15 protein-coding genes are annotated in these 12,438 nt (G+C 67.0%); 6 read left to right on the top strand and 9 right to left on the bottom strand.

Translation table 11 applies throughout. From position 1 onward, the window contains the following. The first annotated feature begins 18 nt into the window (after window positions 1-18). Window positions 19-498 carry a glutathione peroxidase gene (locus tag BLS66_RS00730; protein ID WP_049466810.1) on the top strand — a complete coding sequence of 160 codons (480 nt, stop codon included), beginning with the start codon at window positions 19-21 and terminating at the stop codon, window positions 496-498. A gap of 76 nt (window positions 499-574) precedes the next feature. Here the strand turns inward: BLS66_RS00730 and BLS66_RS00725 are convergent, their stop codons facing one another. The 4 genes from BLS66_RS00725 to BLS66_RS00710 form a co-directional block, all read right to left on the bottom strand. Next, window positions 575-1,354, bottom strand: a complete 780-nt coding sequence (locus BLS66_RS00725) for a ferredoxin--NADP reductase (protein WP_074724877.1) — start codon at window positions 1,352-1,354, stop codon at window positions 575-577. An 80-nt stretch (window positions 1,355-1,434) separates the two neighbouring features. Next, window positions 1,435-3,306 (bottom strand): ABC transporter ATP-binding protein, encoded by a 1,872-nt coding sequence (locus BLS66_RS00720; protein ID WP_074724876.1) that lies wholly within the window; start codon window positions 3,304-3,306, stop codon window positions 1,435-1,437. A 266-nt stretch (window positions 3,307-3,572) separates the two neighbouring features. Further along, complete coding sequence (locus BLS66_RS00715; protein ID WP_049466804.1) at window positions 3,573-4,022, bottom strand: carboxymuconolactone decarboxylase family protein; 450 nt, start codon at window positions 4,020-4,022, stop codon at window positions 3,573-3,575. A gap of 33 nt (window positions 4,023-4,055) precedes the next feature. After that, window positions 4,056-4,955, bottom strand: coding sequence for an RNA polymerase sigma-70 factor (locus BLS66_RS00710; protein WP_074724875.1), 900 nt, complete (start codon window positions 4,953-4,955; stop codon window positions 4,056-4,058). 146 nt (window positions 4,956-5,101) lie between these two features. Here BLS66_RS00710 and BLS66_RS00705 point away from each other — a divergent pair, with 146 nt between their 5' ends. From BLS66_RS00705 to BLS66_RS00695, 3 genes are all read left to right on the top strand, one after another. Further along, window positions 5,102-6,619 (top strand): fumarate hydratase, encoded by a 1,518-nt coding sequence (locus BLS66_RS00705; protein ID WP_049466799.1) that lies wholly within the window; start codon window positions 5,102-5,104, stop codon window positions 6,617-6,619. Between the two features lie 124 nt (window positions 6,620-6,743). Next, window positions 6,744-7,082, top strand: coding sequence for a hypothetical protein (locus BLS66_RS00700; RefSeq protein ID WP_074724874.1), 339 nt, complete (start codon window positions 6,744-6,746; stop codon window positions 7,080-7,082). Between the two features lie 57 nt (window positions 7,083-7,139). Next, window positions 7,140-7,775, top strand: a complete 636-nt coding sequence (locus BLS66_RS00695) for a glutathione S-transferase family protein (RefSeq protein WP_053506911.1) — start codon at window positions 7,140-7,142, stop codon at window positions 7,773-7,775. A 71-nt stretch (window positions 7,776-7,846) separates the two neighbouring features. On the opposite strand, the gene arsC is transcribed toward BLS66_RS00695, so the two are convergent. From arsC to BLS66_RS00680, 3 genes are all read right to left on the bottom strand, one after another. Beyond that, window positions 7,847-8,188 (bottom strand): arsenate reductase (glutaredoxin), encoded by a 342-nt coding sequence (arsC, locus tag BLS66_RS00690; RefSeq protein ID WP_074724873.1) that lies wholly within the window; start codon window positions 8,186-8,188, stop codon window positions 7,847-7,849. Next, on the bottom strand, window positions 8,188-9,342 hold the full coding sequence (locus BLS66_RS00685) for a phospholipase A (RefSeq protein WP_049466684.1): 1,155 nt from the start codon (window positions 9,340-9,342) through the stop codon (window positions 8,188-8,190). The genes arsC and BLS66_RS00685 overlap by 1 nt, the downstream gene beginning before the upstream one ends. Before the next feature lie 118 nt (window positions 9,343-9,460). Continuing rightward, window positions 9,461-9,946 carry a DUF456 domain-containing protein gene (locus BLS66_RS00680; protein WP_074724872.1) on the bottom strand — a complete coding sequence of 162 codons (486 nt, stop codon included), beginning with the start codon at window positions 9,944-9,946 and terminating at the stop codon, window positions 9,461-9,463. Window positions 9,947-10,181: 235 nt separating this feature from the next. On the opposite strand from BLS66_RS00680, the gene BLS66_RS00675 reads away from it, so the two are divergent. After that, window positions 10,182-10,391 carry a cold-shock protein gene (locus BLS66_RS00675; RefSeq protein ID WP_014647720.1) on the top strand — a complete coding sequence of 70 codons (210 nt, stop codon included), beginning with the start codon at window positions 10,182-10,184 and terminating at the stop codon, window positions 10,389-10,391. 72 nt (window positions 10,392-10,463) lie between these two features. On the opposite strand, the gene BLS66_RS00670 is transcribed toward BLS66_RS00675, so the two are convergent. Both BLS66_RS00670 and BLS66_RS00665 read right to left on the bottom strand, forming a co-directional pair. Then, a complete protein-coding gene (locus tag BLS66_RS00670) occupies window positions 10,464-10,958 on the bottom strand; it encodes a glycine zipper 2TM domain-containing protein (protein ID WP_005417545.1) in 495 nt (164 codons plus the stop codon). A 136-nt stretch (window positions 10,959-11,094) separates the two neighbouring features. Beyond that, window positions 11,095-11,529 carry a cytochrome c gene (locus BLS66_RS00665; RefSeq protein ID WP_074724871.1) on the bottom strand — a complete coding sequence of 145 codons (435 nt, stop codon included), beginning with the start codon at window positions 11,527-11,529 and terminating at the stop codon, window positions 11,095-11,097. Window positions 11,530-11,607: 78 nt separating this feature from the next. Between BLS66_RS00665 and BLS66_RS00660 the strand changes: the two genes are divergently transcribed. After that, window positions 11,608-12,435, top strand: coding sequence for a tRNA threonylcarbamoyladenosine dehydratase (locus tag BLS66_RS00660; protein WP_049466679.1), 828 nt, complete (start codon window positions 11,608-11,610; stop codon window positions 12,433-12,435). Window positions 12,436-12,438 lie beyond the last annotated feature (3 nt).

Below are 12,438 nucleotides of genomic sequence, written 5' to 3'. Positions count from 1 at the left end.
CGCCCACGGCCTGCTGCCATGACCACTGCCTACGATTTCAGCTTCCGCGACCTCGACGGCCAGCCGCACGCCCTGGCCCGCTACCAGGGCCATCCGTTGCTGCTGGTCAACGTCGCCAGCCGCTGTGGCTTCACCCCGCAATACACCGGGCTGGAGCAGCTGTGGCAGGAGTATCGCGAGCGTGGCCTGGTGGTGATCGGCTTCCCGTGCAACCAGTTCGGCGCGCAGGAGCCCGGTGACGCCGCGCAGATCCGCCAGTTCTGTTCGCTGGACTATCCGGTCAGCTTCCCGCTGTCGGAGAAGATCGAGGTCAACGGTGAAGGCGCCGATCCGCTGTGGGCATGGCTGTCACGCGAGAAACGCGGCCTGCTCGGCAGTGCCCGCATCAAGTGGAATTTCAGCAAGTTCCTGGTCGACCGCCAGGGGCAGGTGGTGTCGCGGCATGCGCCCACCACCCGGCCGGAGCAGCTGCGCGGCGAGATTGAAGCGCTGCTGTGAGGTAGTGCCGGCCGCTGGCCGGCAACCCCGTGGTGCCAGGAAGCGCCGGCCAGCGGCCGGCACTCCCGTTGCAGCATCATTTCTCGACGAACGCGCGCTCGAACACGTAGTGGCCCGGCTGGCCGATCCGCGGCGATACCTGGAAGCCCCGGGCGTCGAGCACGGTACGCAGGTCGGCGAGCATCTGCGGGCTGCCGCAGATCATCGCGCGGTCGTTTTCCGGGCTCAGTTCCGGCAGGCCGAGGGTGCGCTGCATCTGGCCGCTTTCCATCAGCGAGGTCAGGCGGCCCTGGTTGGCGAACGGCTCGCGGGTGACGGCCGGGTAGTACAGCAGCTTGTCGCCGATCATGTCGCCGAGGAACTCGTGCTCCCGCAGTTCCTTCTCGAAGTAATCGCGATAGGCCAGGTCCTTTTCGTAGCGCACGCCGTGGCAGAGGATCACCTTCTCGAAGCGCTCATAGGTTTCCGGGTCCTTGATCACCGACAGCCACGGCGCCAGGCCGGTGCCGGTGCCCAGCAGGTACAGATTCCTGCCGGGGTGCAGGTCGCTGATCAGCAGGGTGCCGGTGGGCTTCTTGCCGACCAGCACCTTGTCACCCGGCTTGATGTGCTGCAGGCGCGAGGTCAGCGGGCCGTCCTGCACCTTGATGCTGAAGAATTCCAGCTGCTCTTCCCAGTTGGCACTGGCGATGGAGTACGCACGCAGCAACGGGCGCGCCTCGGTTTCCAGGCCGATCATCACGAACTGGCCGTTCTCGAAGCGGAAGCCGCTGTCGCGGGTGGTGGTGAAACTGAAGTAGGCGTCGGTCCAGTGGCGGACCTCAAGCACCGTTTCGGTGCCAAAAGCGGAGGACATGGGCGTATCTATCGAAAGTCGTCGGAGGTGATTCTATCTCAAATGAGACAGGTTCTCATTGGGCGGAACGAGAGGCGTTCTCAGCGGTAACCGGCCGCCTGCAGTTCGAACAGTTCGGCGTAGCGGCCGCCCTGTGCCATCAGCTGCTCATGGGTGCCGCTGGCCTCGATGCGGCCATCGGCCAGCACCAGGATGCGGTCGGCCATGCGTACCGAGGAAAAACGGTGGGAGATCAGCACTGCGGTGCGATTATCCGCCAGTTCCCTGAACCGCTGGAACACGTCGAACTCACTGCGCGCATCGAGCGCGGCGGTGGGCTCGTCCAGGATCATCACCTGCGCGTTGCGCATCCAGGCGCGGGCAATGGCGATCTTCTGCCATTGGCCGCCGGACAGGTCCACGCCCTGCTTGAAGCGCCGTCCGATCTGCTGCGCGTAGCCACCGGGCAGGTCGTCGATCACTTCCTCGGCCATGCCACGCCGTGCCGCGTCGGCGATGCGCGCCTGGTCGTCCATCGCCTCGACCTGGCCGACGCCGATGTTCTCGCCCGCGCTGAGGTTGTAGCGCACGAAATCCTGGAAGATCACCCCGAGGTTGGCACGCAGGTCGTCCAGGTCGTAGTCGCGCAGGTCGCGGCCATCGAGCAGGATGCGGCCCTCGTCCGGTTCGTACAGGCGTGCCAGCAGCTTGACCAGGGTGGTCTTGCCGGCGCCGTTCTCTCCCACCAGGGCCAGCACTTCGCCGGCGTGCAGCTGGAAATCCAGGTGGCGCACCGCCCACTGTCCGGCATCGGGATAGCGGAAGCCGACGTCCTCGAACACGAAGCCCTGGCGGATCGGCTGCGGCACGCGCACCGCCCCTTCGCGCGAGTGGATCTCCGGCTGGATCTGGAAGAACGAGAACAGGTCATCCAGGTACAGCGCCTGGCTGGCCACCTGCGAGAAGCCGATCAGCAGGCCCTCCAGCAGCTGGCGCAGGCGCAGGAAGCTGCCAGCGAGGAAGGTCAGGTCGCCGATCGTGAAATCGCCGCGCACCGTGCGCCAGGCGATGTAGGCGTAGGCGGTGTAATAGCCCAGCGTGCCGAGCGCGGCCAACAGCGTGCCCCAGAACGCGCGGCGCCGGGCCAGTGCGCGGTTGGCCAGGAACAGCGCCACCGACAGGCGCCGGTAGCGCTCCACCAGGAAGCGGTGCAGGTTGTAGATCTTCACTTCCTTGGCCGTTTCCACGCTGGCACCCAACTGGCGCAGGTAGTCGAGCTGGCGGCGCTCGGGCGTCCACTGGAAGTTGAGGCTGTAGCCGGCCGCATTGAAGTGCGATTCGCCGATGAAGGCCGGTACCAGTGCCAGCGCCAGCAGCAGGATCAGCCACGGCGCATAGACCAGCAGGCCGATGGCGAGGCTGGCCACGGTGATCGCATCCTGCACCTGGCCGAACAGCTGGCTCATCAGGTTCATCCGGCCCATGGTCTGGCGCCGTGCACGGTCCAGCTTGTCCTGCAGGTCCGGGTCCTCGAAGTCCTCCAGATCCAGCGTCGCGGCGTGTTCCATCAGGCGGATGCTGGTGGCGTTGGCGAACAGTTCCGAGAGCAGCGCATCGGCATAGCTGACCAGCCGGCCGAGCAGGTCCGAGGCGATGGCCAGGCCGAATTCCAGCGCCAGCAGGCCCAGCAATGGATTGAGCAGTCCGCTGGACAGCGCCTCGCCCAGTGGCGGGAAACCGGCATCGTGCTGGCTCAGGTGCAGGGCGCTGTCGATGATCAGCTTGCCGACGTACAGCATCGCCACCGGCAGCAGCGCATGGATCAGGCGCAGCCCAAGGCTGGCCAGGGTGAGCACAGGACTGGTCTGCCACACCATGCGCAGGAACGGCGGCAGGTTGCGCATCGCCTTGAAGCGCTGGCGCAGGCTGGGTTTCTTCGCGGCGGCAGCGCCAGCGGTGGGGGAAGCAGGCATGCGCGTATTGTGCGCGCCTGCTACGTGCAGAGGGGGTCAGTGCAGCCGTGTGGCCGGCACCGGGGTCAGATCCCTTTGCCACGCAAAGGGCTCTGACCCCACCAGCCCGGATCGGGTCGGAGCCCTTCGCGAAGCAAAGGGATCCGACCCTCCCGCATCCACGCGTGGCGTGGACCCACCCCGCCAACCCACAGTAGCGCCGGCTTTTGATGTTGCTCTGGGCGTTGCCTCTGCGGGTGCCGGGCGGCAGCCCGGCCAGGCCCCCGTTACGGCAGTGGCGGCAGCAACCCCGCACCGAGGCGGTTCCAGGCATTGATCACCGCGATGCCCATGCTCAGGTCACTGATGCCCTTCTCATCGAAGTGCGGTGCCAGTGCATCGAACGCGGCCTGCGACGGTGCGCCGTCGGTCAGCCGGGTCAGCGCCTCGGCCCAGCCCAGTGCCGCGCGCTCGCGCGCATCGAAGAAGCGGCTTTCGTGCCAGGCCGGCAGGGTGTCCAGCTTGCGCGGCTCGATGCCGCCCTTGCGCAGGGCCGTGCCGTGCATGTCCATGCAGTAGCCGCAGCCGTTGAGCTGCGACACGCGCAGGAACACCAGTTCCATCAGGGTCGGATCGATCGAGCTGTCATGCACGGCCTGGCTGGTGGCCAGCAGGCCCTTGAAGGCCTCGGCGGCCAGGCGGATGTAGGGAACGCGGGGAGAGGTGTGGTTGGACATCGTGGGCTCCAGGGCGGCCACGATGGCCGCCTTTCACTCCCAGGACGCCGCAGCACCATCGCGCGTGACAACCGTGGGCAGCTTTTCCGGATTCAGCACGCTGTAGACATTGGCGATGCGGCCGTCGACCACTTCGATGGTGGTGACCGAGTGCAGGCGCTCGCCGTGGAAACGCAGGATCGCCGGCTCGCCGTTGACGTAGCCCAGCTGCGCCGGATGCGCCGCGCCGCGGCGGGCGATGGCCCAGAACAGGCGGCCGATGCGCTCGGCGCCCCGCAGCGGGCGGATCGCGGCGGTAACCACGCCGCCACCGTCGGAGACCAGCAGCGCGTTGGCGTGCAGCAGGGCCTGGATCGCTTCGCTGTCGCCGCGCTGCGAGGCGTCCATGAAGCGCGCCAGCAGCTGCCGGTGCTGGCTGGCATCGGCGTTGAAGCGCGGCCGTCCGGCGTGCAGGCGCTGCCGGGCACGGTGTACCAGTTGCCGGCAGTTGGCTTCGCTGTGGCCGATCAGGTCGGCGATTTCGCGGTAGTCGTGATCGAAGGCCTCCTTCAGCAGGAACGCGGCGCGTTCCTCGGGGCCGAGCTGTTCGAGCAGGGTCAGGAAGGCGACCGAGACGTCGTCGGCCAGCGCATGCAGCTGCGCCGGGCCGGGTGCCGGATCGGGCTCCAGCGTGACCGCCAGCGGCTCGGCCAGCCACGGGCCGACGTAGTGCACGCGCTCGCGCCTGGCCGCGCGCAGCCGGTCCAGGCCCAGCCGGGTGGTGGTGGTGACCAGCCACGCCTCGGCGTCGCGGACGCCGGCCGGATCGGCGCCGGACCAGCGCAACCAGGCGTCCTGGACCACGTCTTCGGCGTCGGCGCGACTGCCGAGCAGGCGGTAGGCCAGGGCCATCAGGCGCGGACGGTGGGTCTGGAAGGCGGTTTCGGCGTTCATGGGGGCAAGGACGCCGCAGCGGCGCGTGGCGTGACAGAGCGTCGGGGGAATCTTGCCGGCCAGCGGCCGGCACTACCACCCCGGGGCCGGGGGAGGGGGTAAAATGGGCGGATTACCCCCGCCAGCCTCGAGCAAGCGAGCAAGCCGTGACATCGATCAAGCAGGAAGACCTCATCCAGTCCATCGCCGACGCGCTGCAGTACATCTCGTACTACCACCCGGTCGACTACATCAAGAACCTTGCCGCCGCCTACGAGCGCGAGGAGTCGCCGGCCGCGAAGGAAGCGATGGCGCAGATCCTGATCAATTCGCGGATGTGCGCGGAAGGCCACCGCCCGATCTGCCAGGACACCGGCATCGTCACCGTGTTCCTGGAAATCGGCATGGACGTGCGCTGGGATGACGCCACCATGGGCGTGGAAGACATGGCCAATGAAGGCGTGCGCCGCGCCTACATGCACCCGGACAACAAGCTGCGCGCCTCGGTGCTGGCCGATCCGGCCGGCAAGCGCATCAACACCAAGGACAACACCCCGGGCGTGGTCAACGTCAAGGTGGTGCCGGGCAACACCGTCGACGTGATCGTCGCCGCCAAGGGCGGTGGTTCGGAAGCGAAGACCAAGTTCGCGATGCTCAACCCGTCCGACTCCATCGTCGACTGGGTGCTGAAGACCGTGCCGACCATGGGCGCCGGCTGGTGCCCGCCGGGCATGCTCGGCATCGGCATCGGTGGCACCGCCGAAAAGGCGATGCTGCTGGCCAAGGAGGCGCTGATGGAACCGATCGACATCACCGAGCTGCAGGCCCGTGGCGCGTCCAACCGCATTGAAGAGCTGCGCCTGGAGCTGTACGAGAAGGTCAACGCGCTGGGCATTGGCGCGCAGGGCCTGGGTGGCCTGACCACCGTGCTCGACATCAAGATCAAGGATTACCCGACCCACGCGGCCAACCTGCCGGTGGCGATGATCCCGAACTGCGCGGCCACCCGCCATGCGCACTTCACCCTGGATGGCAGCGGCCCGGTGATGCTGGACCCGCCGTCGCTGGAAGACTGGCCGAAGCTGACCTATGACGCGTCCAAGGGCACCCGGGTGGACCTGGACACGATCACCCCGGAGGACGTGGCCAGCTGGAAGCCGGGCCAGACCCTGCTGCTCAACGGCAAGCTGCTGACCGGCCGCGACGCCGCGCACAAGCGCATGGTCGACATGCTCAACAAGGGCGAGGAACTGCCGGTCGACCTGAAGGGGCGTTTCATCTACTACGTGGGCCCGGTCGATCCGGTGCGCGACGAAGTGGTGGGCCCGGCCGGCCCGACCACCGCGACCCGCATGGACAAGTTCACCGAGCAGGTACTGGCACAGACCGGCCTGCTGGGCATGGTCGGCAAAGCCGAGCGCGGCCCGGCCGCGATCGAGGCGATCAAGAAGCACAAGTCGGCCTACCTGATGGCCGTCGGTGGTTCGGCCTACCTGGTGTCGAAGGCGATCAAGGCGGCCAAGGTCGTTGGCTTCGCCGACCTGGGCATGGAAGCGATCTACGAGTTCACCGTGCAGGACATGCCGGTGACCGTGGCGGTCGATTCCACCGGTGAATCGGTGCACAAGACCGGCCCGCGCGAATGGCAGGCCCGCATCGGCAAGATTCCGGTGGTGGTGGAGTAAGTCCGCCCGCTTCGATCCAGACGACGGCGCCCGTGTGGCGCCGTTGTTGTATCTGGAGACAGGATTAACGCGCCTGTAGCCCGGGCTCTGCTACGGTCGGCACACCCTCACACAGGACGTGTCCATGGCCCTGCATCGATTCATCGTCGCCGGCGTGCTGCTGGCCCTGGCCGGCTGCAGCACCCCGGCGTCGTACGAAGGCGCGGATTTCCCTGCATCGGCACAATGCCGCATGCAGTGCCAGGCCAGCTACCGCAGCTGCATGGCGCAGAATGACTCCCTCGGCAGCCGCCAGAGCAATTGCGAGCAACAGGTGGTGCCGGCGCCGGACAAGCGCTGCAAGGACGTGGACAACCCGGACCTGCGCCGCGCCTGCGAACTGAAGACGCATGACTGCACGCTGCGCGCGCCGGTGATGTCCTGTGGCGAGCGCCGCGATAGCTGCATGAGCAGCTGCGGCTGAGCAGCGCTCATCGGCGAGGCGCATAATCGGCCGGTCCACCCGCACAGGATCCGCCGCATGAGCACCACGCTGTATGGTTCGACAAGCACCGCCGCCCTGGTGGTGCACTGGCTGCTGATCGAACTCGGCATCGAGCACGAACTGGTGCTGCTGGATTTCGACGCACGCGAGCACAAGTCGGCCGAGTACCTGGCACTGAACCCTGCTGGCGTGGTGCCGACGCTGCTGATCGATGGCCAGGTCCTGACCGAAGCGGCGGCGATCGCGCTGTACCTGGCCGACCGTCATCCCGAGGCCGGCCTGTTGCCGGCGCTGGGCACAGCCGAGCGCGGTGATGCCTACCGCTGGATGTTCTGGTGCGCCAATACGCTGCAGCCGGCCTACCGGGCCTGGTTCTATCCGCACGAAGTGGCCGGCGAAGCGAACATCGACGCCAGCCGCGAGAGGGCGCGCCAGCGCCTGGAACATGCATGGCAGCACGTGGCCACGCACCTGCAGGCGCACGGCCCGTACCTGCTGGGCGCCGCGCCCTGCGTGGCTGACTACATGCTGGTGATGCTGATGCGCTGGTCACGCAACATGCCCCGGCCCAGCGACACCTGGCCGGCGCTCAAGGCGCATGCCACGGCGATGAAGGCGCGCCCGGCGTTCGCCGAGGTGTACCGCCGCGAAGGCATCACCGACTGGCGGTAACCAGAAAAGGGGACGGAGGGGATTAAGTCGTTTGTGCACAAACGACTTAATCCCCTCCGTCCCCTTTTCCGTTACAGGATCTCCAGCACCGTTTCCGGCGGGCGGCACAGGCGGGTGCCCTTGGGCGTGCGCACCACCGGGCGGTTGATCAGCCGCGGGTGTGCGGCCATCGCTGCCAGCAGGGTGTTTTCATCGGCACCGTCCAGGCCCAGTTCGGCGAACTGGGCTTCCTTGCTGCGCACCAGCGCCTGCGCGTCCAGCCCGGATTCGGCCAGTACCTGGCGCAGCATGGCCACGTCGGGAGGACTGTCCAGGTAGTCGATCACCACCGGGTCGAAGCCTGCGTCGCGAATCAGCTTCAGTGCCCCGCGCGAGTTGCTGCAGGCGGGGTTGTGCCAGATCGTCACGGCCATCAGAACCATTCCAGCAGCGATACGCCCACGCCCACATAGGTGGCCTTGTGGTTGTAGTCGATCAGGCTCTCGCCGTAGCCATCGAAGATCTGCACGTGGCCACGCAGCAGGTTGCTGATCGGGAAGCCGTAGTCCAGCTGCAGCGCGCCGTGCGAGCGGTTGCCGGTGCGCAGCGAATGACGCGCCATGAGCGAGACTTCATGCCCGTTGCGGTTCCAGGTCAGGGTCGCGTCACCACGGCCCATGTAATCCTCGATGTCCGGATTGTTGTCTTCGCTGCGGGTCTCGGGGATGCGGTACCACGGGCGCAGCACCAGTGCCCAGTTCTCGCGGTCCAGGCCGACGTTGAGCATGACCCGGTTCCAGCTGCGCGAGAGCGGATCGGCCCGCCCGTTGGACTGGTGGTTGAGGCTGATGCCGGTCATCCGTCCGCGCCAGCCACCGATCGAGTAGCCGTTGCGGAACACCATCATCACTTCCGGCTCGTAATTGGTCTCGCGGAACGGACGCGAATCCTCGCTGTTGTAGGCCTGCCAGCGCGAACTCTGGGTGTAGCCGGCCCAGATGTCGCCGTTGTCGCCGAACAGGTTCTCGGCGATCTTGGTCTTGAAGCTGATCTGGAACTTCAGCTCGGCACTGTCGAGCACCTGCGGCGTGGTCACGCTGTTGGCCGGGTTCGGCGAGTGCGGCATGGTGTTGCGGTCGCTGGTCCAGAACGCGGGCAGCAGGTACACCGGCTTGTAGGCACGCAGCTGGAACGGCCCCAGCTTGGAGTCCTCGGCCAGTTCCCAGCGGCTGTCCAGCAGCGAACCGCGGCCGGCGTTGGCCAGTGCGCTGTCCGGCGTCGCCGGGCGGAACAGGTCGCTGACCCGCTCGCGCAGCTTCTCCTCGCCCTGGCTCACGGCGGCGGTCTGCCGCTCTTCGCGGCGTGCCTGCGCCGCCGCTTCGGCGGCGGCATCGGCGGCGGCGGTGGCCTCCGGGGTACGCCCGAACAGGCGGTCATAGCAGGCCAGGCGGGCCGCATCGGTGGTGATCGCCGCGCAAGCGGCCGGCGAGGTGTCTGTGCTGGGCGCGAACTCCTGCGCAGCCAGCGGGGCACTGGCCAGGGCAAGCGCCAGCGGCGCCAGACGGGGAAGTAGCGTGGGGAGGGTCATTGCAGCAGGCCCTTCGGTGAATTCGGGAATCGCACAGTGTGGCGGCTGCACCGGGTCACGGCCAGCCCCACGGTTTATGCACGGTCACCGCGTGCGTGTGGCGTGAAGGCGGTCCGCCTCAGAAGAACCAGGCGAATGCGAACAGCCCCAGCATCGCGATCACCACCGCCAGTTTCAGCGCCAGCCCCAGCAGGATGCCGAGCCAGGTGGCCAGGCCGACCTTGGTCGAGCGGCCGAGTTCGCGGGTGTGCCAGTACTCGCCGAGCAGGGCGCCGATCAGCGGTCCGGCGAACAGGCCGATCGGCATGAAGAACAGGCCGACGACGCTGCCGGCAAAGGTTCCCCAGAGCGCCTTGCGGCTGGCGCCGACGCGCTGTGCGCCGACCACCGTGGCCAGCACATCGGCCAGCAGCGAAAACACGGTCAGCACGCCCAACGCGACCAGGGTAGGCCAGCCGACATGGGCAAAGCCGTCGGCCCACGCGGCCAGCAGCAGACCGATGAAGACCAGCGGGATGCCCGGGAGCGCCGGCAGGACGATGCCGGCGATGCCGATCAGGACAAAAATGACCGCTAGCAGATACAAGATGAATGAGAGTCCCATGCTGTCCCGTATGGTGGTCGTTTTGGGGTTGACAGTGAAAGATTTTGCCAGTTGCTTTTTCGTTTTGGGCGGGTTAAGTTGCAGTCGCTGAGCTTGGCAAGGTCACCGTGGATCGTGGCCTGATGAAGCAAGATCTTCCCGATCCGCTGCATCGATGCACCTCGCTTCCCCCTTGCTTGTCAGCCGCCCACCAGGCGTTTCCAACAACAAGAGAGAGTCAAAGGGAGTTAGTGAGATGGCTGAGCGCGAGACCGGTACCGTAAAGTGGTTCAATGATGCGAAGGGCTTCGGCTTCATCAGCCGGCAGAATGGCGAGGACGTGTTCGTGCACTTCCGCGCCATCGAGACCCAGGGCTTCAAGAGCCTCAAGGAAGGCCAGACTGTGAGCTTTGAAGTCGTGCAGGGCCAGAAGGGCCTGCAGGCTGACAAGGTGCAGCCGGTGTAATACCCGCCGCCCGTCGGCACGAAAAAGGCCCGCGCAAGCGGGCCTTTTTCGTTGCCGGTCGCCCGCAGCAGGTCAGCGCAGGATGACCTTGCCGTTGACCACGCGCACGTAGGTGTTCTCGCGGATGCCACCCAGATCGCGCTGGTTGACCACGATGGTGCGGCCATCATCCATGCGCACGCTGATGTCGTAGGTATCGCTGGTGACGTTCTTCTGGATCTGGTTGCCGGCCAGGGCGCCACCGACCGCGCCTGCGGCGGCGGCGATGTTCTTGTTGCCACGGCTGCCACCGGTGTGGTCGGAGATTTCATGGCCGGCCACGGCGCCGACGATGCCGCCGAGGATCGCGCCGGTCGCGCTGGGCGCGGTGCGGCCCGAGGGCACGGTGTTGATGCGGGTGACGATGCCACAGTCAGCGCAACGGCCCTGGTTGTAACCGCCATTGTTGCCGTAGCCGCCGTTGTTGTAGCCGTTGTTGTAACCACCGCCGCTGTAACCGGGCGAGGTGGCACAGCCAGCCAGCGCGAGGGTAGCGATGGCGCTGGCGGCGATGAGCTGGATCTTCATGGGGCGTCTCCTGGCCGTGAAGGCGGGTGGGTTGGGTGGTACTGCGTCGTGCAGCAGGGTGGACGAATCCTCTCCTTTCGAACGTGAACAACGCGCCAACCGTGCGCGTGCTGCCCGGCTGCAGGATGAATGCGGCTCAGCGGAAATCCTGATGGCAGGCGCGGCAGTCCGCCTGCAGGGTTTCGACCACCTGGGCCAGCGCCTTGCAGTCGCGTGGCGGCGAGGCCAGGGCCATGTTGAGGTTGCCGCGCAGCTGGCTGGCGTGCTGCTGGAACTGCGCACTGTCCTTCAGCCCCGGAAAGGCCAGGTCCAGGTCGTTGGACAGCAGGCGCAGCGCCTGCAGCCGCGGCACGCTGTCGGCCAGGGTGCAGCGGTTCTGCTGCTGGGCCTGCTGCAGCAACTGCGTCTGCCGCTGCATGACCTGCATCAGGCTGCCCGGGAACGGATCGCGGCGGGCCTGCAGGGCCCGGCTCACCATCACCGTGGCTATCAGGCCGATCAGCAGGCCCAGGCAGAGCACGAACAGGTAGCGGTGGGCGGCGGACAGGCGGCGTGGCGGGCTGGCGTTCATGCGGGCTCTCCGGACATGCAACGGTGGGTTTGATGCCGGCACGCGCAGGCGCCGGCGCCTGCACGTTAAAATAGCTTGATGAACGAACAGGTAAAACAGCGCTTTGCCGGCATCGAACGGCTGTATGGCGTCGGCGCACTCGAGCGCCTGCAGGGCAGCCGCGTGGCGGTGGTGGGCATGGGGGGCGTCGGCTCGTGGGTGGTGGAGGCGCTGGCCCGTTCGGCGGTCGGCCACCTGACCCTGATCGATGCCGATGACATCTGCGTCTCCAACACCAACCGGCAGCTGCCGGCGATGGAAGGCAACTACGGTCGCAACAAGGCCGAGGCGATGGCCGAGCGCTGCCGTGCGATCAACCCGGACATCGGGGTCGACGCGGTGCAGGCATTCCTGACCGTGTCCAACATGGCCGAGCTGCTGGACCGTGGTTTCGACCTGGTGATCGACGCCTGCGACAGCTTCCGGGTCAAGGTCGAGACGATTGCCTGGTGCCGCCGCCGCAAGCTGCCGCTGCTGACCGTCGGCGCTGCTGGCGGGCGCACCGACCCGACCCTGGTGCGCATCCGCGATGTGTCGCGCACCGAGCACGATGCCATGCTGGCGCTGATCCGCAAGAAGCTGCGCAGCGAGTTCAATTTCCCGAAGAACGCCAAGCGTTATTTCGGCGTGCCGGCGGTGTATTCGCTGGAGAACGTGAAGTATCCGCAGGCCGATGGCAGTGTCTGCGGCATCCGGCCGAACCTGGGCGCCGATGCGGCGTTGAAGCTGGATTGCGGTGCTGGCCTGGGCGCGGCGACCCACATCACCGGTGCGTTCGCCTTCGCCGCAGTCGGCAAGGCGCTGGAGATGCTGCTGGAGCCGAAGAAGGTGAAGGCTGAAGTGGTCGAGGATGACGCCGAGGCGTGATGG

This window comes from Stenotrophomonas pavanii (assembly GCF_900101175.1).
In the GTDB taxonomy this organism is placed as follows: domain Bacteria; phylum Pseudomonadota; class Gammaproteobacteria; order Xanthomonadales; family Xanthomonadaceae; genus Stenotrophomonas; species Stenotrophomonas pavanii.
This window is presented reverse-complemented; position numbering and strand designations above follow the sequence as displayed.